General features: G+C 64.6%; 15 protein-coding genes. 6 read left to right on the forward strand and 9 right to left on the reverse strand.

Features of this window, described 5'->3' with window-relative positions:
• Positions 1-44: 44 nt before the first annotated feature.
• Both AC3QL2_RS00370 and AC3QL2_RS00375 read left to right on the forward strand, forming a co-directional pair.
• Positions 45-1,214, forward strand: coding sequence for an FIST N-terminal domain-containing protein (locus AC3QL2_RS00370; RefSeq protein ID WP_493234080.1), 1,170 nt, complete (start codon positions 45-47; stop codon positions 1,212-1,214).
• Positions 1,211-4,213 (forward strand): EAL domain-containing protein, encoded by a 3,003-nt coding sequence (locus AC3QL2_RS00375; protein WP_493234081.1) that lies wholly within the window; start codon positions 1,211-1,213, stop codon positions 4,211-4,213. The genes AC3QL2_RS00370 and AC3QL2_RS00375 overlap by 4 nt, the downstream gene beginning before the upstream one ends.
• 83 nt (positions 4,214-4,296) lie before the next feature.
• Here the strand turns inward: AC3QL2_RS00375 and AC3QL2_RS00380 are convergent, their stop codons facing one another.
• The 7 genes from AC3QL2_RS00380 to AC3QL2_RS00410 form a co-directional block, all read right to left on the reverse strand.
• Positions 4,297-5,226, reverse strand: a complete 930-nt coding sequence (locus AC3QL2_RS00380) for a catechol 2,3-dioxygenase (protein ID WP_493234082.1) — start codon at positions 5,224-5,226, stop codon at positions 4,297-4,299.
• A gap of 157 nt (positions 5,227-5,383) precedes the next feature.
• Complete coding sequence (locus AC3QL2_RS00385; RefSeq protein WP_493234084.1) at positions 5,384-6,439, reverse strand: NADH:ubiquinone reductase (Na(+)-transporting) subunit F; 1,056 nt, start codon at positions 6,437-6,439, stop codon at positions 5,384-5,386.
• A 3-nt stretch (positions 6,440-6,442) separates the two neighbouring features.
• Positions 6,443-6,802, reverse strand: a complete 360-nt coding sequence (locus tag AC3QL2_RS00390; protein WP_493234086.1) for a phenol hydroxylase subunit P4 — start codon at positions 6,800-6,802, stop codon at positions 6,443-6,445.
• Between the two features lie 74 nt (positions 6,803-6,876).
• Entirely contained in the window at positions 6,877-8,433 is a 1,557-nt protein-coding gene (locus AC3QL2_RS00395; protein ID WP_079437404.1) for an aromatic/alkene/methane monooxygenase hydroxylase/oxygenase subunit alpha, read from the reverse strand.
• Positions 8,434-8,455: 22 nt separating this feature from the next.
• Entirely contained in the window at positions 8,456-8,725 is a 270-nt protein-coding gene (locus AC3QL2_RS00400; protein WP_374483633.1) for an MmoB/DmpM family protein, read from the reverse strand.
• 11 nt (positions 8,726-8,736) lie between these two features.
• Entirely contained in the window at positions 8,737-9,735 is a 999-nt protein-coding gene (locus tag AC3QL2_RS00405; protein WP_493234088.1) for an aromatic/alkene monooxygenase hydroxylase subunit beta, read from the reverse strand.
• Positions 9,736-9,787: 52 nt separating this feature from the next.
• Positions 9,788-10,054, reverse strand: a complete 267-nt coding sequence (locus AC3QL2_RS00410; RefSeq protein WP_481118488.1) for a phenol hydroxylase subunit — start codon at positions 10,052-10,054, stop codon at positions 9,788-9,790.
• Positions 10,055-10,423: 369 nt separating this feature from the next.
• On the opposite strand from AC3QL2_RS00410, the gene AC3QL2_RS00415 reads away from it, so the two are divergent.
• Positions 10,424-11,419 carry a cytochrome-c peroxidase gene (locus tag AC3QL2_RS00415; protein WP_493234090.1) on the forward strand — a complete coding sequence of 332 codons (996 nt, stop codon included), beginning with the start codon at positions 10,424-10,426 and terminating at the stop codon, positions 11,417-11,419.
• Between the two features lie 10 nt (positions 11,420-11,429).
• Here the strand turns inward: AC3QL2_RS00415 and AC3QL2_RS00420 are convergent, their stop codons facing one another.
• A complete protein-coding gene (locus AC3QL2_RS00420) occupies positions 11,430-11,804 on the reverse strand; it encodes a 2Fe-2S iron-sulfur cluster-binding protein (RefSeq protein ID WP_493234092.1) in 375 nt (124 codons plus the stop codon).
• 259 nt (positions 11,805-12,063) lie between these two features.
• Here AC3QL2_RS00420 and AC3QL2_RS00425 point away from each other — a divergent pair, with 259 nt between their 5' ends.
• The gene (locus tag AC3QL2_RS00425; protein WP_493234094.1) at positions 12,064-13,743 is read left to right on the forward strand and encodes a sigma 54-interacting transcriptional regulator; all 1,680 of its coding nucleotides are present in this window, start codon (positions 12,064-12,066) and stop codon (positions 13,741-13,743) included.
• A 33-nt stretch (positions 13,744-13,776) separates the two neighbouring features.
• Here the strand turns inward: AC3QL2_RS00425 and AC3QL2_RS00430 are convergent, their stop codons facing one another.
• Complete coding sequence (locus tag AC3QL2_RS00430) at positions 13,777-16,185, reverse strand: putative bifunctional diguanylate cyclase/phosphodiesterase (protein ID WP_493234096.1); 2,409 nt, start codon at positions 16,183-16,185, stop codon at positions 13,777-13,779.
• Between the two features lie 988 nt (positions 16,186-17,173).
• On the opposite strand from AC3QL2_RS00430, the gene AC3QL2_RS00435 reads away from it, so the two are divergent.
• Both AC3QL2_RS00435 and AC3QL2_RS00440 read left to right on the forward strand, forming a co-directional pair.
• Complete coding sequence (locus AC3QL2_RS00435; protein ID WP_493234098.1) at positions 17,174-18,565, forward strand: GntP family permease; 1,392 nt, start codon at positions 17,174-17,176, stop codon at positions 18,563-18,565.
• Between the two features lie 32 nt (positions 18,566-18,597).
• A complete protein-coding gene (locus AC3QL2_RS00440; RefSeq protein ID WP_493234100.1) occupies positions 18,598-20,601 on the forward strand; it encodes an acyl CoA:acetate/3-ketoacid CoA transferase in 2,004 nt (667 codons plus the stop codon).
• Positions 20,602-20,725 lie beyond the last annotated feature (124 nt).

Consider the following 20,725-nt stretch of genomic DNA (forward strand, 5'->3'; position numbering starts at 1 on the left):
AGAGGGCACGCGCAGACGCGCCACGCCGAGGAGACACAACTAAAATGACGCCCCACCCTGCCAACGGAGCCCCGGCAAAGGGCATCCGCGTCGGCGAGAGCCATCACGCGGACGCAACGGCGGCCGCTCGCCAACTCGCCGAAAAGCTGCTCCCAGCCCCCGATCGCCTGTCCCTGGTGTTCGCGTCCAGCAATTACGCGCCGGAACAGCTGGAAGCCGGCCTTGCCGATGCCTTCGGGCAGACGCCGCTGATCGGCTGCACCACCGCCGGCGAGATCGGGCCCCGCGGCTACCAGCAGGCCAGCCTGGCCGGCGCCTCCCTCAGCGACGACGTGATCGATTTCGAGATCGGCCTGCTCGACGGCCTCGACCGCCTCGATCCGCACCGCATGGCGGCCTTCGCCCGCGATCTGCGCAATGCGCTGCAGGCCCGCCACAGCCGCCTCGACAGCCTGTCCTGCTTCGCCTTCATGCTGGTGGATGGCCTGTGCGGCCGCGAGGAAAGCGTCGCCCGCGCCTTCCACGACGGCCTCGGCGGCATTCCCCTGTCGGGCGGTTCGGCCGGGGACGACCTGCACTTCGTCGATACGCGTGTGATCTACAAGGGACGCCTGGTGGACAACGCGGCCGTGCTGCTGGTGGGCGTCAGCCACCGCCGGCTGGACGTGTTCCAGACCCAGCACTTCACTCCCACTGACGAACGGCTGATCGTCACCGGAGCCATTCCCGCCGAGCGCCGCGTCACCGAGCTGAACGGCTGCCCCGCCGCGGAGGAATACGCCCGTGCCCTCGGCGTCAGCGTCGCCCAACTGACGCCGGCCGTTTTCGCGGCAAACCCGGTGCTCGTGCGCATCGGTGGCGCCGACTTCGTGCGCTCCATCCAGCGCGCCAACCCGGACGGCAGCCTGGACTTCTTCTGCGCCATCGATCGGGGCATCGTCTTCAAGATCGCCCACGGCGAAGACCTGTTGAGCAATCTGGACAAGGCCCTCGACAGCGCTTCCGAAGCGGTCGGCGAGGCGGAACTGATACTCGGCTGCGACTGCATCCTGCGGCGTCTGGCAGCCACCGAGACGGGCCTTGCCGACGCGGTGGGCCAGTGCTTCGCCAAGGGCCGGGTCATCGGCTTCAACACCTTCGGCGAGCAGTTCCGCGGTCTGCACCTCAACCAGACCTTCACCGGTATCGCCTTTGGCAAGGAGTCCGGACGATGAGCCGCGCCGAAGACCTGCGCTGCGCCCCGGACGATGCAGCCGGCCTGCGCGCCGAGATCGAGCGCCGGGACCGCATCATCGAAGCCCTGGTTTATCAGGCCGAAAGCAATCCCAGCGCACCGGGGCAGGACTATGGCCTGCTGCAGACCACCTTCATGCTGGAGGAGCAGATCCGCCAGCGCACCGAGGAACTGGTCGCCACGCTGAAGGCCCTGCGCGAGATGTCCGCCGAAGCCAGCGCAGCCCGCCACCAGCTGGAGGCGGCGATGGACAACATGTCCGACGGCTTCGCGCTGTTCGACGCCGACGACCGCATCCTGCTGTGCAACGAGGCCTTCCGCCGCCTGTGGGGGCTCGACGGCCCCCTCGGCGGGCGCCCCTTCCGCGAGCTGCTCGCCGCCTGCGCCACCGACCCCACCCTGCCCCACCGCCTGCAGGCCTGCCGGAGCCGGCGGGAGCGCAGCGAACTGAAGCTCCCGTCGGGCCAGATCCTGCAGATCCGTGAACGGCGCATGGACGACGGCGGCCTCGTTGGCATCTACTCCGACGTGACTGACCTGAAGGCCGAGGAGGCCCTGCTGCGCCAGCAGGCCCTGGCCCGCAAGTCCCAGCTGCTGCAGTCCACGCTGGACAGCATCGACCAAGGCATCGCTGTGTTCGGTCGGGATGAGCACCTGGTGGCCTGCAATCAGCGCTTCTTCACGTTGCTCACTCTGCCGGCCCACCTGGCCGAAACGGGCAGCCCTCTTGCAACCATACGTCGTAACAGCGCCGCGGTCGCCCGCCTGTGCCCGCCCGGCCTCGGCCCGCAGACCCGCGCCACGCGTTTCGAACAGCACGCTGACGACGGTGCGGAACTGGAGCTGGGGCGTTTCCCGATGCCCGACGAAGGCTTCGTGCTGACCGTCAGCGACGTCACCTCCCTGAAGGAAGGCGAAGCGCGTATCGGCCGGCTGCTGGTCCAGCAACGGGCGATCTTTGACAACGCCCACGTGGGCATCATCTTCTGCCGCGATCGCCTGATCCTCGACGCCAACCAGCACATGGCGGAGATCTTCGGCTTCCACTCCCCTTCCGACCTGATCGGCCAGCGCACCGAGATCTTCTATCCGAGCCATGCCGACTACCTGGAGGTAGGCGGACGCATCTATCGCGACCTGGCGACCCGCGGCTACAGCGAGGGCGACATCCACATGGTCCGCAAGGACGGCAGCCCCCTGTGGATCCGCCTGTCGGGCCGCCCCCTGGATGCCCGCAGCGGTGGCCAGGGCTCGATCTGGGTCTTCAGCGACATCACCCGCCAGCGCGAGCAGCACGCCCAGCTCGAACTGGCCCAGCTGGTCTTCAACCACAGCAACGAGGCGCTGATGGTCACGGATGCGGACAACCGCATCGAAAGCGTCAATTCGGCCTTCACCACCATCACGGGTTACGGCGCCGCCGAAGTGCTGGGCAAGACGCCGTCCATGCTCAAGTCCGGCCAGCACGACCCTGGCTTCTACAAGGCCCTGTGGAGTGCCCTGGAGCAGGACGACCGCTGGGAAGGCGAGATCGTGGACCGCCACAAGACCGGCCGCCTCTACCCCAAGTGGCTGACGATCCGCGTCGTACGCAACCCCGACGGCAGCGTCGCCCATTACGTGGCCGCATTCAGCGACATCAGCGCCCGCAAGGCCGCCGAGGCCCAGATCCAGTACATGGCCCACCACGACGCGCTGACCGGCCTGCCCAACCGCATCCTGCTGCGCGACCGCTTCGAACAGGCCTCCCAGCGCAGCTTGCGCAACAACGGCACGCTGGGGATGTTCTTCCTCGACCTGGACCAGTTCAAACACATCAACGACACCCTCGGTCACGCCATCGGCGACGACCTGCTGCTGGCCGTCACCAACCGCCTGGCTGGCTGCCTGCGGCACAGCGATACGATCAGCCGCCTGGGCGGCGACGAGTTCATCATCCTCGTCGAAGGGGATGAGTCGACGCGCTTCTATGCGGGGGTGGCGGAAAAGATCTGCCGCGCGCTGGAAAAACCCTTCGAACTTGGCGGCCACGCGCTGACCGCTACCGGCACGCTGGGCGTTGCCGTGGCGCCGGGCGACGGCCAGGACTTCGACACCCTGTTGAAGAAGGCCGACATGGCCATGTACCACGCCAAGGCCCGCGGTCGCGCCACCTTCAGCTTCTTCGACGAGCGCATGAACCAGGACTCGGCCGAGCGCCTGTCCCTCACCACCCATCTGCGCCGCGCCCTTGGGGCGGGTGAGCTGCGCCTGGTCTATCAGCCCCAGTTCGCCATCGGTGACAGCCACATGATCGGCGCCGAAGCCCTGATGCGCTGGCGCTCGCCCCAGTACGGCGAGATCAGCCCGGCGCGCTTCATTCCGCTGGCCGAGGACACCGGCCTGATCCTGCCGATCGGCGAATGGGCGCTGCACGAATCCTGTCGGCAGGCCCGGGAATGGGCCGACAGCGGCCAGCCCATCAAGATCGCCGTCAATGTGTCGGCGGTGCAGCTGCACCGGGACGACTTTTCCGCCACGCTGGCCGCCGTGCTGCGGGACACCGGCGTGGCGCCACAGCTGATCGAGCTGGAGCTGACCGAATCGGCGCTGATGAGCGACGCCGCCCGTTTCATCGAGCTGATCGCCTATGTGCGCAGCCTGGGCATGTCGGTGGCCATCGACGATTTCGGTACCGGCTATTCGAGCCTGGCCTACCTGAAGCGCTTCCAGGTCAGCAAGCTGAAGGTGGACCGATCCTTCGTCAAGGACATCCCCGATGACGAAGAAGACCGGGCCATCGCCGAAGCCATCGTGCGCATGGGCCAGTCACTGAAGCTTAGAGTGATTGCCGAAGGGGTGGAAACCCGCGAACAGCTGGATTTCCTGGCGGGCATCGGCTGCCACGAGGTGCAGGGCTACCTGCTGGGCCGCCCCGTCGAAGCGGCGGCGCTGGGTGCCGGACTGACCGCAGGCACTGCGGCCGGCCGGCATCACTAAAAGATCCCAAGGAAACGCCGGGCCACCCCGGGTTTCCTTGTCTCTCTCGGGGTGGGCCGGACACAGCCCCCCCCGAGAGAGACTCAGGAGACGACAGTCAGGAAGCGCTCGTTGAGCTTGCGGTCGTGGTAGAACACGCCGGTGCCGACCTCTTCCCAGGTCCAGGTGATCGGCGCGTAGTCCGGGTAGGGCTGGTAGCCGCCGCAGAAGGTCTCGAAGCGGTTGCCGGACGGGTCGAAGGCGTAGATCGTGGTGCCGCGGGTCACGCCGTGGCGGGTCGGGCCGATGTCGATGGACACCTTGTTCATGGACATGATGTCGGCGGCGCGCAGGACCTTTTCCCAGGTATCCAGCAGGAAGGACACGTGGTGCAGCTTGCCCGGCTCCGGGTGGCGCACGAAGGCGATGTCGTGAGCCTTGTGGGAGCACGACAGCCAGATCGCCAGATTGGTCTCGCCGTCTTCCATCAGCACACGCTCGACGAGGTAGAAGCCAAGCACGTCCTCGAACAGCTTCTGCACCTTCTCGATGTCCGGCCCGTAGAGCAGACAGTGGTCGAGGCGCACCGGCGCGATGCCACGCTCGGCATCGGGCGTCCACGGGTCCGGATTGACGTAACTCATGCCGTTGCCAACGTCGGTCTTTTCGGCATAGAGCTCGATCTGGTGGCCGGACGGAATCTCGAAGCGCACGCGCTCGCCGGTTTCCAGCAGCTCACCGGCGGGGATGCGCTCGGTCTGGACGCCGTAGGCCCGCAGGTCGCTATTGAGCTTTTCCAGCGTGGCCTTGTCGGCCACCTTGAAGGCGAAGAAGTCCATGCCGGCGGATTCCGCCTCGCGCAAGATCAGGCTGTTGTGGTCGCGCTCGTCCCAGGCCTTGAAGTACACCCGGCCCTGAGCGTCGCGGCCGGTTTCGATGAGACCCAGCACGTTCTTGTAGTGATTTACGCCCTCTTCCAGATCCAGCACGCGCAGCTGCATGTGGCCGGGACGCAGAACTCCAGTCATTGCCATTTTCGTTATCTCCTCTTGTCCTTGTGGATGCCGGCCTCGCCCGGAAAACCGCATTGCGGCGCGGTTCTCCGGACCGGCGAGCACTACGCTTATCTTAAACCCTCATCTCGATAAGTCAATTTATTCTCGAGATTTTATTTTTATATCGATTTAATGATCAAACCCGCTTGAACAGCGGGCTGCGCACCTGCTGCGCATCCGCCGCCGAGAAGAACTTTTCGGTGTAGATGTCGTTCTCGAACAGGCGCCCCTGCATCAAGGTCGAAATACAGGCATCAATCATCATCGGCGGTCCGCACAGATAGGCCTTGTGCCCGCGGAAGTCATTGTCGAAATGATCCTTGGCCGCCTCGTGCACATAGCCCCGGAAGCCCTGCCACGCGGAATCCGCCGGCTCGTCCGACAGCGCCGGCACGTAGGTGAAGTTGGGATGCTTCTCCGCCAGCGCCAGGAACTCGTCGTGGTAGTACAGCTCGGCGCGGCTGCGCTGGCCGTACACCAGCGTGATCGGCAGTGTGCTGCCTTCGGCCAGCAGGTCGAGGATCATGCTGCGCGGGCTGGACAGCCCCGAGCCGCCGGCCATGAACAGCAGCGGGACATTGGCCGACTTGCGCACGAAGAAGCGGCCGTAGGGGCCGGACAGCTTGACGCCATCCCCTTCCGCCAGCTTCTCGTGGAGGTAGCCGGTGCCGGTGCCGCCGGGCACGATGCGCACGTTGAGCTCGATCTCCCGCCCCGTCGACGGCACGTTGGCCAGCGAGAAGGCGCGGCTGATGCCGAGGCCCGGGATGTCCAGGTTGATGTACTGGCCGGCCTGGAAATGGATGGCCTCGTCGAGCTCGACGAAGATGCCCTTGATGGTCGGCGTGAGCTGCTCGATACGCTTCACCTTGCCGGGGAAGTCCTTCACCGGGATGGACTCGGCGTCCGGCTCTTCCTCGATCTCTGCTTCGATGGTCACATCGCTTTCGAGGCGCGCACAGCAGGCCAGGGTCTTGCCCTCGGTGCGCTCGAAATCCATCAGCGCGAAGCTCGACGCTTCACCGTGGTCCACTTCCCCGTCCAGCACCTGCACCTTGCAGGTGGCACACAGACCGTGGCAGCAGGCATGCGGCAGCCAGATGCCGGCGCGCAAGGAGGCATCGAGGATGGTCTGCCCCTCCTCGACCTCGATGGTCTGGCCGAGGGGTTCGATGGTCAGCTCGTAGGACATGATTCAGCTCGCAGAACCCTTGATGCCGGTAAGGCCGGGGGTGCGGAAGCGCAGCACGTCCTTGTGCTTGAGCCCCAGTTCGGCCAGCGTCTTGTCGAAGTCCGGCTGCCACGGCCGGCTGGACTTCAGCCACTCGACCTTGCTCCAGTCAACCTTGGCAAAGTCGGGGTGATAACCGAAGACGCCCGGCAGCACCTTGTCGATGATGTCGCCGAAACGCATGTTCGGCGGGAACGGCAGGCAGAACGGCGAGCAGAACAGCAGGTGCTGATCCCAGCCGATGTACAGCAGCTGGTTGCCGTGAAAGTTCTCGAGCCGGTCGGCGGACTCGAAGGAATATTCCTTGATGGCGGCTACGCCCATGGTTTGTCTCCTTGTATTTTTCCGATGCGGAATCCGGCCGGCGCCCTGCGCCGGGCCGGATTCACTCCTGTCTGTCAGGCGGCGTTCTTGGTCGCCATGCCGCGCCAGGCCTCGAAGTTCTTCTGATCTTCGGAACCTTCGAAGTCCAGGTTGTCGCGCCCCTGGGCCAGGTGGTAGTAGTCGAGCACCGCCGACAACGGATCGAAGCCCTCGGCGGTTGGGTCGACACCCTCCTCGAAGCAGTTGCCCTGGTAGATCTGGTGCACCGGCAGCCAGGCCTGGATGTACTTCTCCGGCTCGTGCTCGAAGATCTCTTTGCAGCCGTCGGAGCAGAAGTGGTACTTGTTGTCCTTGTAATCGACCTCGCGGTAGCAGATCTGCGTGGGATCGCCCGGCTCGGTGAAGATCATCGGGATCTGGCAGGTCTGGCACAGCATGGGCAGCGTCTTGTTGTAGAAGCGGTTACCCTTCTTGGCCTCCTCGCGCCAGTGCTCCAGGCGCGGCCGGTAGTACTTGTCGAAGCTGTTCGGGTACTTCTGCGACAGCCAGTCCAGCTCGTCGTCGGTGGGAATCCAGGTGTGGAAGTTGCACGCCGCGGCGTAGTTGTAGAAGGTCGCCCAGGCCTGGTGGGAGATGTGGTCCTTGTCCTGCTCGATCTGGTCGAGCCACTTCGGCGGACGGATGCCGTAGCGGGCCAAGTCCTTGAACAGCGCGCCACCGTTCTCCTCGAAGTAGACCTCCCAAGCCTCCTTCCAGCTCATGATGCGCTTGGGCAGCATGTAGTCCATCATCATGCCGACCAGGGTCAGCACGCGGTAGCCGCGCCAGGTCCACTTGTCGATCCACTGCTGCACGATGGGCAGGTTGTCCGGGTCCTGCTCCAGCACGAACTTGATGACTTCCAGGCCCAGGGTCATGTGGCGGGCTTCGTCGGACTGGGCCGAGAAGCCGAAGGTCATGGTGCCCATGTCGCCGTTGTAGGCGGCGCCGGACACGAAGGGCACGAACAGCAGGTTGGTCAGCACGTACTCGAAGCTGAAGCCGATCGCCACCATGAACTCGAAGGGGCCGGCGGTCACCGCATCGTCGAAGAAGGAGCGCGGCACCGACAGGTACCACACGCGCTCCAGCATGTGCCGGTAGTCGTGGAAGCCGTTGTAGTACTTGTTGTAGTTGGACAGGGAGTGGATCTGCGTCTGGGCGTGACGGATCTCGTCCAGGGACTGCATCAGGCAGGCAACCCGTGCGCCAACGCCCGGGAACTGGCGGCCGGTCATCGCAAAGCCGCGGTGGGCCATGTACTCCAGCGGGCTGATGCCGTTCAGGAACAGCTTGATGGCGTTGAGGTAGCGCGCATCGGTGACGTTGAGGTGGCCGTTGTTCTGGGCGTAGGCGTCGATGATCGCGTAAAGCTTGCGCTCCTTCTCGGCCTGGTACTTCCAGTAGGCGTCCATGGTCAGGCGGAACGGGTCTTCCCACTTGTCCCAGTCATGGATCTTGATGCCTTCGTACTTGACGAAGGGGAACACATCGTCCATCGACTGGTAGGTGGTCTCCCAGCCCAGGCCACGGGTCATGTGCTGGTACTTCTCCTTGAGGCCCAGCTTCTTCTTGCCGACTTTCATGTCCATCTTGCGTGTCTCCTCGAGGGGTTCAGGCGTTCCAGCTCAGGGTCAGCTCGTCGTCGGTCTCGTCGACGTTGCCCGTGAGGGAAATCAGGTTGATGTGCAGTTCCTGCAGGTCGAAGTCGCGGCCGATCAGTTCTTCGATGGTCGAGCGGCGCACGACCAGCGAGCCTTCGGCGTCGATCTTCACCATCGCCGGCTGCTCGTTGCAGATGGCGTGGGGGTTGTCGGCGAGGATGGCCTGGATGATCTGGCGGGTGTCGTCGTTGGTCTGCAGCGCGATGAATACCTTTGACATGGGGCTTCCTCTCAGAGGCTGACGCCGGCCTTGGCCATGCGCGCGTTGAACTGGTCCACCACCTCGCTGGTGATGGTGTCGGCTTCGCTACCGAGGGCGATCTGGGCGATCGGCATCAGCGCGGCGGCGGCGCGGTCGCGCCAGTGGGTGATCCAGGTTTCCATCTGGGTCTTGTTGTCGGCGGATTCGGCGGCGGCGGTCTTCACCGTGGCGTCCACCCACTTCCTGGTTTCGGCGAACCAGTCGGTCATGAACTGGGTGAGCATCGCGATCGGCGTGCCGCCCTTGGACGAGAGCACGTTGTCGATGATGGTTTCGTACACCAGCGGGTACAGCAGGCCATCCAGCGCCACCATCTGGGCGACGAAGACTTCCAGCGGGTCCTTCAGCACGAAACAGTCTTCCACGTAGCGGCGCAGGCCCTGCCAGGCGCTGTCTTCCATCCAGCTCTGCTTGGCGGTGTCGAGCACCTCCACGTCGTCGCCCAGCAGCAGGCCGACGCGAGTGATGTACTGGGCGATGCCCAGCATGTCCATGGAGTGGAAGATGCACGGCTGGGTCAGCGCGGTACCGTAGCCGTAGGCGGTGATGAAGGCGGCGTTCATGTTGCCGCCCCAAGCTGCGTGGCGCAGCGGCAGCAGCAACTTGAGCACGGTGTCCGTCAGCTCGGCCGGCAGGGTGTCGGCCAGGCCGCGGCCCTCGACGAAGTCGAAGTTCGACTCGGCGGTTTCCTGCTGCTTGGCGCGGGCCAGCGTGTAGGCGCCGTAGTAGAACTGGCGCGGGTCCTTGAAGGCGTACCAGTCGGCCATCTTGATCGCGCTGCGGGAGGCATCGAAGATCTCGTGGTCCGGGTCCCAGGTCGGGCGGTAGTGGAAGTTGTGGGTCGCTTGAACTTCCAGCGTGCCTTCCTGGTAGCGGGTCGCCGCCTTGTCCGCGCCGATGCGGCGGGCGATGTGGTCGAACGTCTGCCGCTGCGGTTTGATGGTGACGGTGCGCAGATCCATCTGCATGGTGTCTCTCCTCCTTCTTCTATTCAAATTCCGGGCGTGTGGCCCGGCCGGTTCATCTGAAGCGTTGGTGCGTGGCCTCGTGGAGACTCCAGTTGAAGTCGCCGTCCTCCTCCGCCTCCGGCCGGGAACCCTCCAGGAGGATCACCCGGTTGGTCTGGCAGAACTCCTCGTAAGCCGCCTCGGGCAGCAGCATCTCGACGAAGAGCGCGGGATCGGAAATGGAGAACTCGAACTCCACCAGGCCGTCGGGGCGCCGCTCCACCAGGCGTACGTACTTGCGGTTCACATCCACGGGCAGCGGAGTGGTCGGATCGATCATCGTGTCCTCGGTCTGGTCTGCAACAGGCTTCTCCTAATCAAGCCCCGTACCAGTTCCGGCAAACCCATGATCCGAAAAGACAAAATCCGCTTTTTCTCGAGATTGCGAGAAAAAGCGGATTTTATTGATTGATCAATTGATCAAATGCTGCGGCGCAGCTTGATGATCTGGTCAAGTCACTCGGACACCTCATTCACCTCTGGACACGTCTGCGCAGCGACAAACCCAAAACAGGCATTTGACATATCAACTACCTGTTTGCATATTCCTTAAGAATTCCTTAAACCTCAGGGATGAATATCCGGGACTTGCCCTGCGGGCGTCCCAAGCAGCAGCCCCGGCCATCCTCAAACCCACAAGGAGTTCTTCATGAACCTGAACCGCAGCCTTTCCGTCCTCAGCCTCGCGGCCTGCGCCATCGGCAGCGCCCATGCAGCGCCGGCCGCCGAACCGATCCAGCCCATCGTGCCACCCAAGGTCACCAACCCAGCCGCCGTCGAGCTGGGCAAGGCCTTGTTCTTCGACCCGCGCCTGTCCAAGTCGGGCTTCATCTCGTGCAACTCCTGCCACAACCTGTCCCTGGGCGGCAGCGACAACCTCAAGAGCTCCATCGGCCACGGCTGGCAGAAAGGGCCGATCAACTCGCCCACCGTGCTCAACGCCCGCTACAACCTGGCCCAGTTCTGGGACGGCCGCGCGGCCGACCTGAAGGCACAGGCCGGCGGCCCGATCGCCAACCCGGGCGAGATGGCCTTCAGCCACGAACTGGCGGTCGATACGCTGAAGACCATCCCCGGTTATGTGACGGCCTTCCGCAAGGCCTTCGGTTCGGACGAGGTCAACGTAGACCGCATCACCGGCGCGATCGCCGCCTTCGAAGAAACGCTGGTAACACCCAACTCGCGCTTCGACCAGTGGTTGAAGGGCAACAAGAAGGCGCTGAGCACGGAAGAGCTGGCCGGCTACAGGCTGTTCAAGGACAGCGGCTGCGTGGCCTGCCACAACGGCCCGGCCGTCGGTGGCGGTTCCTTCCAGAAGATGGGGGTGGTGGAGGCCTACAAGGCGAACAGCCCGGCCGAGGGGCGTATCGCGGTGACCGGCAAGGACGCCGACCGCTTCCTGTTCAAGGTGCCCACGCTGCGCAATGTGGAGCTCACCTATCCGTACTTCCACGACGGCGGCGCGGCGACCCTTGGCGAAGCGGTGGACACCATGGGCCGCCTGCAGCTGGGCCGCAAGTTCAGCGCTGACGAAAATGCGAAGATCGTCGCCTTCCTGAAGACCCTCACCGGGCAGCAGCCGTCTTTCAAGCTGCCGGTGCTACCGCCGTCCGTCGACGGGACGCCGCGGCCGCAGCCGTTCTGAACGCGGTGATCTAGCTTGCCGGCCTGACCGGCAGCTGCGCAGCGGGGGCGTCCACGGGCGCCCCTGTCTTTTCCATTCCCCGCTCCAGTGCCTTGACCATCTTGCCGACCACGGTCAGGGACATCTCGCCGCGGGGGAAGACGCGGCAGGCCAGCACCACGCCGCTGGCCTCCTCTTCTGCGCTCACACAGTCGCGGCTCATCTTGCGTGCCTCGAAACTGCCGGAGTGGATCGCCACCTTGCACACGCCGCAGCCGCCGCCGCGGCAGCCGACAGGAATGCCCCGCCGCCCCAGCACCTCCATGCCGCGCAGCAGGTTCAGTTCGGCATCGCAGGCATAGTCCTCACCGCTGTTTCCGATATGGATCAGGTACTTCTGGGCCATGGTCTCCTCCTGGCACATCGTCAATCCGGCGTGCTCGCTCTTGTTGGCGAATCAACCCGGCTTCATTTTTCTCGAGATTCTGTATTATTATCGCCAATAAGCTTATAACGCAAGCTGATGAGGAATCGGCGCTCCGCCGTGCAGAGCGTCCGCAGCCCCACATCGGGCACGTGTTATAAGGCCCTGTCTTCCCGCTGCCCGGCGACACGCCGGCCATCACTATTCCTATCAAGCGGCGGAAGACGCTGGAGGAGACATCGTGAGCGACATTCATTACCCGCAGAACGCCGATCTGCGCAGCCTCGTGCGCTTCTGTTCCGAGAAGGGCCTGATCTGGCTCCACGAGAGCCGCATGATCCTGATGCACGCGGCCGCCCTGTCCGAACTGCGCAAGGAACTCATCAACTCGGTCGGCATCGACCAGGCCCGCCGCATCCTGACCCGCATGGGCTACGCCGCCGGCACCCGCGACGCCGAACTGGCCAGGAAGATTCGCGGCAATAAAAGCCTGCAGGACGCCTTCGTGGTCGGCCCCCAGCTGCACATGCTGGAAGGCATGGTGCATGTCACCCCATTCAAGCTCGACTTCGACGAGGACGCCAGCCACTTCTACGGCGATTTCCTGTGGGAGAACTCCGTCGAGGCGGAAGTCCACGTGCGGGAATTCGGCCATTCCGAACATCCGGTGTGCTGGATGCAGATCGGCTATGCGTCGGGCTACACCTCGGCCTTCATGGGGCGCTTCATCCTCTTCAAGGAAACCGAGTGCATGGCCACCGGCCGCAACCGCTGCCGCATCGTCGGCAAGCCGGTGGAGGAATGGCCGGACGCCGCCGACCACACGCCCTACTACGAGGCCGACTCCATCGTCAGCCGCATGCTCGAACTGCGCAGCGAGGTCGATGCGCTGCGCGCCACGCTGGAACGCCGCCTGCCGCCGCCCAGCCTGATCGGCTCGTCGGCCGGTTTCCGCCACGCCTACACACTGATCGACAAGGCCGCCGTCACCCAGGTCACGGTGCTGCTGCTCGGCGAAACCGGCGTCGGCAAGGAGCGCTTCGCCCGCGCGCTGCACGAGATGAGCCCCCGCGCCGCCGGCCCCTTCGTGGCGATCAACTGCGCGGCCCTTCCCCACGACCTCATAGAATCGGAACTCTTCGGCGTCGAGCGCGGCGCCTTCACCGGCGCCCAGGTATCACGGATGGGCAAGTTCGAGCGCGCCGACGGCGGCACGCTGTTCCTCGACGAGGTCGGCGAGCTGCCGCTGGCCGCCCAGGCCAAGCTGCTGCGCGTGCTGCAGGAGGGCGAAATCGAACGCCTCGGCGACGACCGCACGCGCAAGATCAACGTGCGTCTGGTCGCCGCCACCAACGTGGACCTGCACGCGGCGGTCAAGGCCGGGCGCTTCCGCAACGACCTGTTCTACCGGCTCAATGTCTATCCGGTGGTGATCCCGCCACTGCGCGAACGGGTTGCCGATATTCCGCTGCTGGTCGAAGCCATGCTGAAGCGTTTCGGCGCGCTGCACGGCAAGCGCCTCGCCGGCGTCACCGACAAGGCCCTGCGCGCACTCAAGGGCCACGCCTGGCCCGGCAACATCCGCGAGCTGGAGAACACCATCGAACGCGGCGTGATCCTCGCCCCGCAGGACGAATGGATCGAGGTGGAACACCTGTTCGCCGGCCCGCAGGATTTCGAGGCCCGCCAGGAAGGCATCGACGACGCCGGCAGCCTGAGCTCTGCCAGTGCCGATGACGCCACCGACACGCTATGCACGCAGGTCATCGCCGCCGGCATCGGACTGGACGGCCTCGAACAGGCGCTGATCCAGCATGCAGTCAAGGAAGCCAAGGGCAATCTGTCCGGCGCTGCGCGCCTGCTCGGCATCACTCGCCCCCAGCTCAATTACCGCCTGAAGAAGAAGGAGGCCTCGATGTAAGCGACGGGTCGCCGCCCGCGGCGGCAGTGCCGCTCAGGAAACGGCCGCCACCGTATCGGAGACAGCCCGCCAGCGCTCCTCGATGAGCCTGGCCGGCACCGGCCGGCTGAACAGGTAGCCCTGCAGGAAATCGCAGCCACCGCGCCGCAGCAGGTCTGCCTGGCTCTCCGTCTCCACCCCTTCGGCAACCACCGCCAGCCCAAGGGTGCGCGCCAGCGCCAGGATGGTCTGGACGATCGCCACCCCGTGTTCGTCCAGGTCGGCCTCGCCGACAAAGGAGCGGTCGATCTTCAGCACGTCGATCGGCAGGCGGCGCAGATAGGCGAGGCTCGAATAGCCGGTGCCGAAGTCGTCGATGGCCACTGTCACGCCCAGCTCCTTGAGCGCCCGCAGGGTTTGCGCCGCTTCTTCCGGACGGTTCATGACCATGCTCTCGGTCAGTTCGATCTCCAGCAGCGTCGGCGGAATCTCCGCCGCCTCGGCCTGGCACAGGATCTCACCAACCAGGTCGCCCTCGACGAACTGGCGCGCCGAGATGTTCACCGCCACCCGCTGCCAGCCGTAGCCCCCGCGATGCCAGGCAGCGATCTGCCGGCAGGCTTCGCGCAGAGTCCACCGCCCCAGTTCGCCGATCAGGCCGCAATCCTCCGCCACCGGAATGAACTGGGATGGCGGGATGGCCCCCCGCTCGGCGTTGTGCCAGCGCAGGAGCGCCTCGTAGCCGACGATCTCGCCGCTGGTGGCCCGCACCTTGGGCTGGTAGTGCAGGCTCAGTTCCCCGTGGCCCAACGCATGGCGCAGCGCGGTTTCCAGCTCCAGCCGCAACTGGGCGGCCTCCGACATGGCCGGCTCGAAGAAGCGGTAGACGCCCCGTCCGGCGGCCTTGGCCGCATACATGGCCACGTCGGCGTTCTTCATCAGCGTAGTGCCGTCCCCGCCATCATCCGGAAACACCGCCACGCCAACCGACGTGCCAATATTGATGCGGTGGGACAGGACCTGGATCGGCTCGCTGATCGCCTCGATGATCTTGCGGGCCAGCGTGGCGCAGACCCGCCCATTCTGCAGGCCGCGCACCAGCACCACGAACTCGTCGCCGCCCAGCCGCGCCACGGTATCTGACTGGCGCACCAGACTCTTCACCCGCTGGGCGACCTCCACCAGCAGCATGTCGCCGACCTGGTGGCCGAGGCTGTCATTGACACTCTTGAACTGGTCCAGGTCGAGGAACATCAGGCCCAGCTGCTCCCGATCCCGGCGCGCCATCTCGATGCCGTGGCGCAGGCGGTCCTCCAGCAGGAAGCGGTTCGGCAATCCGGTCAGCGCATCGTGGAAGGCCAGGAAGCGGATGCGCTCGTCCTTCTCCTGGGATTCGGTGATGTCGGTGACCGCAAACACGTAGTGCGTGACCTTCCCATCCGCGTCGCGCACCGCGTCGATGGAACGGCGCTCCAGAAACAGGCCGCCATCCGCCTTGCGGCTCCACACTTCACCGGACCAGTAGCCCATGCGGCGCAGTTCGGCCCACATGGCTTCGACGGCCAGCGGATCGTGGTCGGCGGGGTTCAGCGTCCCGATCGGCTGCCCCTCGATGCTGGCGGGAGACATACCGGTCATTGCGCAGAAAGCCGGATTGGCCTCGACGATCAATCCGTCCGCATCGGTGACGATCACTCCGGCGGCAATGTTCTCAATGGCCGCCGACGCCAGCCGGGCTTTCGCCGTGTGCTCCACCACCGCGCGCTCCAGCCCGGCATTCTGGGCAGCCAGCGCATCGCGGGCGGCCAATAGCTGCTGGTTCAGGATTTCGACGGTTTCCTGCTGCCGCCGCGCCTCGCCCAGCAGCGCCTGGTTCTCGATGAGGCGGCGCCGGGCGGTCAGCAAAGTCCTGTGAGCCCACTTGTGGACCGACAGCATGGTCAGCAGATAGCAGATCGCCAGTCCGCCGAGCACCACGGCCCCTGGCAAAGGAAGGGTGAAAACCAGCATGGCCCCCGGCAGCAGCAGGCAGGCAATATGGAAACGCGCCGACCACCGCACGGGCGCCAGCACGGATGCAGCCCGCCCGGCCAGGCCGAAATGGATGAGCGCCAGCAGCAGCATCTCTTCGGTGCCGATTCCTGACCACAACTGGAATGGCAGCAGCGCCCACAAGGCGGACACCGCCGCCAGCGGCATCCAGAACAGGCGCTCCATGAACCCCAGCGAGCGCTCGCCGACAATCCGCCCGCCCACGCGCAGCGTCACGATCCGGACGGCAATCATGGCGAGCATCGTCAGCAGCCAGGGCAGCGCAAGCCAGTCTCCAGTCATCGCCTTGTGCAGCCAGGCGATGCACAGCACGGCGGCACCATTGAACAAGGCCCCCGCCGTCCCCTGGGCAAAGGCGTTTTCGATCAGGGACCAGCGCAGTTGCTGATCCTGGCGGTTTTCGTTTTCCATGCGGATGAATCTCGGACAAGACCACGACCGGCAAGCCGACAAACGTGCATCCCGGTATTTTCTCCGCCTGTTTCAGGCCGGAGAAACGTGTTCATAACGACGTCCGCACTACCGACTTGAACACATGGAAGACGGCCGCCGTGCCGTATTCCACACCCTGCCCCGCCGAGCGAAAAAGCAAATGCCCTCCGTCCGCCGACAAAGGGCATTTCTTGTGTGAGCAATATTCCGCTACCGGCGCCATTCAAATCCACCGGGCAGCAGCTTCTTTCAAGCGCGAATCACCTCCAGCCGCTGTCCTGAAGATATTCGTCCGGGGACCGCAAGGAGCGCCACCCACCCATGTGGGACAGATAAGCGTCGAAAGCGCCAGTCCAATAATCAAACCACCAACTCAGCGGGCTCATGATCGTGCTCCTCCCCGGCTGTTTCGGTGATACCGCGAGAAAGTCCGGAACAGACCGGCGCAAGGCTTCAACGCTCACGCCGGCTTCCGATGCGGACATGCCGAAAAGCCGAAAAATGCTGCGATATACGATACGGCACGGCTGGCTTCAAGCAGCCAGCCGTGCCTCTGCAAGAACCATTTCGCGGAGAGCCAACAATGTTCTTCTATCGCGCACCACTACCCCTCCTTCCACCATGGGTAATGAAAACCTCCTCCTGTCCCCACGAACAGCAATATATACGCCAAATATAGAGACACAATAATATTCAACAACTTAGAAATAAAGGCCAGTAAACCGGGCCCGCATCCGTAAAGTTTCCCGACACCGAAATCACGACCACACATCCATGTCGGGCCAGTACTGCTCGATTGCCTAGGGGAATACCCCTAACGAAACAACGCCATATGCATCACCCACATGGCGTAATCTTTGCCAACCAATTTTTCTTGATTATTCCGTCGCCACGCAGCATCGCGACATCGGCATTTCCGCTTCCGTTTCCATTTCCGTCTCATAGTTGTTACAGAAAGGTAAGGACCATGGATTTCCTGATAGTCATCGCCGCCCTGGTATTTCTGATGTTCATCGCCTACCGGGGCTACAGCGTGATTCTGTTTGCTCCGGTGGCCGCCCTCGGGGCCGTGCTGTTCACCGATCCCGGCCTGGTCGCCCCGGCTTTCACGGGCCTGTTCATGGACAAGATGGTCGGCTTCGTGAAGCTGTATTTCCCAGTCTTCATGCTCGGCGCCGTGTTCGGCAAGGTCATCGAGCTGTCCGGCTTCTCCAAGGCCATCGTCTCGTCGGTGATCAACATGGTCGGCCGCGAGCGGGCCATGCTATCGATCGTGCTGGTCTGCGCGCTACTCACCTACGGCGGCGTGTCCCTGTTCGTGGTGGTCTTCGCGGTCTACCCCTTCGCCGCCGAGATGTTCCGCCAGGGCAACATTCCCAAGCGCCTGATCCCCGGCACCATCGCGCTGGGCGCCTTCACCTTCACGATGGACTCCCTGCCCGGCACGCCGCAGATCCAGAACATCATCCCGACCACCTTCTTCAAGACCAACACCTGGGCCGCCCCATCCCTCGGCGTGATCGGCGCGGTGTTCATCCTGATCGTCGGCCTGACCTTCCTCAACTGGCGCCGCCGCACAGCCCAGAACGCCGGCGAGGGCTACGGCGACAAGCTGCTCAACGAACCGGAACCCTTCACCCACGAGAAGCTCGCCAACCCGGTCATCGCGATCCTGCCACTGTTCGTCGTCGGCATCTTCAACAAGGTATTCACCAACATCATCCCCGACATCTACGGCAAGGTGCATGAACTGGCCCTGCCCGGTCTGGCCAAGCCGGTGTCCACCGACGTCACCAAGATCGCCGCGATCTGGGCCGTGGAGGCGGCACTGCTGCTGGGCATCCTGTGCGTGCTGGCGTTCGCCTTCAAGCCGGTGATGGAAAAATTCGCCGAGGGCTCCAAGGCGGCCGTCGGCGGCGCCCTGCTGGCGTCCATGAACACTGCCTCCGAGTACGGCTTCGGCGCCATCATCGCGGCGCTGCCGGGCTTCATCTACATCGCCGACGCCCTCAAGGCGATCCCCAACCCACTCATCAACGAGGCGATCAGCATCACCACGCTGGCCGGCATCACCGGCTCCGCGTCCGGCGGCATGAGCATCGCGCTGGCCGCCATGGCCGAGACCTTCATCGCCAACGCCCAGGCGGCCGGCATTCCGCTGGAGGTCTTCCACCGGGTCGCCTCGATGGCCTCCGGCGGCATGGACACCCTGCCCCACAACGGCGCCGTGATCACCCTGCTGGCAGTCACCGGACTGACCCACCGGCAGTCCTACGGCGACATCTTCGCAATCACCGTCATCAAGACCTCGGCGGTGTTCGTGGTGATCACCGCCTACTATCTTTTCGGTATCGTTTGAGCCACGCCCCGACCGCCAAAGGAGACCCGAAAATGAGCCAGACAAGACCAAAACTCTCCCCTCCGCAAGGCCGCAACACCGGCAAGGTGGTCAGCGCCGCCGACGCGGTCAAGCTGATCCGCTCGGGCGACACCCTCGCCACCACCGGCTTCGTCGGCATCGGCTTTCCCGAGAACATCGCCATCGCCCTCGAACAGCGCTTCCTGGAAACCCGCGACCAGAGCAGCGACGGCCGCGGCAAGCCCGAGGGGCTGACCCTCGTCTACGGCGCCGGCCAGGGCGACGGCAAGGACCGTGGCCTCAACCACCTGGGCCACGAGGGCCTGGTCAAGCGTGTAGTCGGCGGCCACTGGGGCCTGGTGCCGCGCCTGCAAGAGCTTGCAGTCGCCAACCGCATCGAGGGCTACAACCTGCCCCAGGGCGTCATCACCCACCTGTACCGGGACATCGCCGCCGGCAAGCCAGGCACGCTGACCCGCGTCGGCCTCGGCACCTTCGTCGATCCGCGCTTCGGCGGCGGCAAGGTGAACAGCTGCACCACCGAAGACCTGGTGCGGATCATGGAAATCGACGGCGAGGAATACCTGTTCTACAAGGCTTTCCCGATCAGCGTCGGCATCGTGCGCGGCACCACCGCCGACCAGGACGGCAACATCACGATGGAGAAGGAAGCCCTGACGCTGGAAGGCCAGGCCATCGCGATGGCGGTGCGCAACAGCGGCGGCATCGTCATCGCCCAGGTGGAGCGCATCGCCGAATCCGGCTCCCTCAACCCGCGGCAGGTGAAGATCCCCGGCATCCTGGTGGACTGCGTGGTGGTGGCGGAACGCCCCGAGTGGCACATGCAGACCTTCATGGAGCAGTACAGCCCGGCCTTCTCCGGCGAGATTCGCATCCCGGTCACGTCCCTCGAGCCAATGGAGATGAGCGAGCGCAAGATCATCGCCCGCCGCGCGGCGATGGAGCTGATCCCCAACGCGGTGGTGAATCTCGGCATCGGCATGCCCGAGGGCGTCGCCGCAGTGGCCGCCGAGGAGCGGGTCATCGACCTGCTGACCCTCACCGCCGAACCGGGCGTGATCGGCGGCATTCCACAAGGCGGGCTCAACTTCGGCGCGGCGGTCAATACCGCGGCCATCGTGGACCAGCCGAGCCAGTTCGACTTCTACGACGGCGGCGGCCTGGACATTGCATTCCTGGGCCTGGCCCAGGCCGACGAGCAGGGCAACCTCAACGTCTCAAAGTTCGGCCCCAAGCTGACCGGCGCCGGCGGCTTCATCAACATCAGCCAGAACGCCAAGAAGGTCGTCTTCGTCGGCACCTTCACTGCCGGCGGCCTCGAAGTCGCGCTGCAGGACGGCCAGCTCAAGATCCTCGTCGAAGGCAAGGCGGTCAAGTTCGTCAAGGAAGTGGAACACCGCACCTTCAGCGGCGCCGAGGCCGTGCGGCGCAAGCAGCCGGTGCTCTACATCACCGAACGCTGCGTGTTCGAGCTGACGCCCGAAGGCGTGGAACTGATCGAGGTTGCGCCGGGCATCAACGTGGAGCGGGACATCCTGGCCCATATGGCCTTCAAGCCGATCATCCGCGGCACGCCGTGCGTGATGGACGAACGCATCTTCCGCGACGCGCCGATGGAACTGCGCCAGACCATTCTCGCCACGCCGCTGGAATCGCGCTTCCACTACGACGCCGGGCAGAACCTCTTCTTCATCGATTTCGACAACCTGCGCCTGCGCCACGCGGATGACGTGGACCGGATCCGCTACCTGGTCACCAGCATCCTCGACCCGGTCGGCCACAAGGTGCCGGTGGTGGTGAACTACCACGGCTTCGACATTCTCGACGAGCTGATCGAACCCTACGCGAACATGATCAAGGGCCTGATGGAAACCCATTATTCCCAGGTCACCCGCTACGCCACCAACCCCTTCCTGCGTACGAAGCTCGGCGATGCGCTCAGCGCCCGGCACCTTTCGCCCGGGATTTTCGACTCGGCTGAAGAGGCCCGGGCCGGGCTAACGGACGGACAGTGAGGGTTCTACGCCACAGCTGTTGCTGCAGTGCAACATAATGCACTATTGCACACCGTTTTTTTGCCCTCCTGCCATCGCCCTTATAAGAGCCTGTGCTATCGTTTTTCACAGGAGGCCACGGGAG

The sequence above is a fragment of the Zoogloea sp. GW822-FHT05C07 genome, assembly GCF_058800215.1.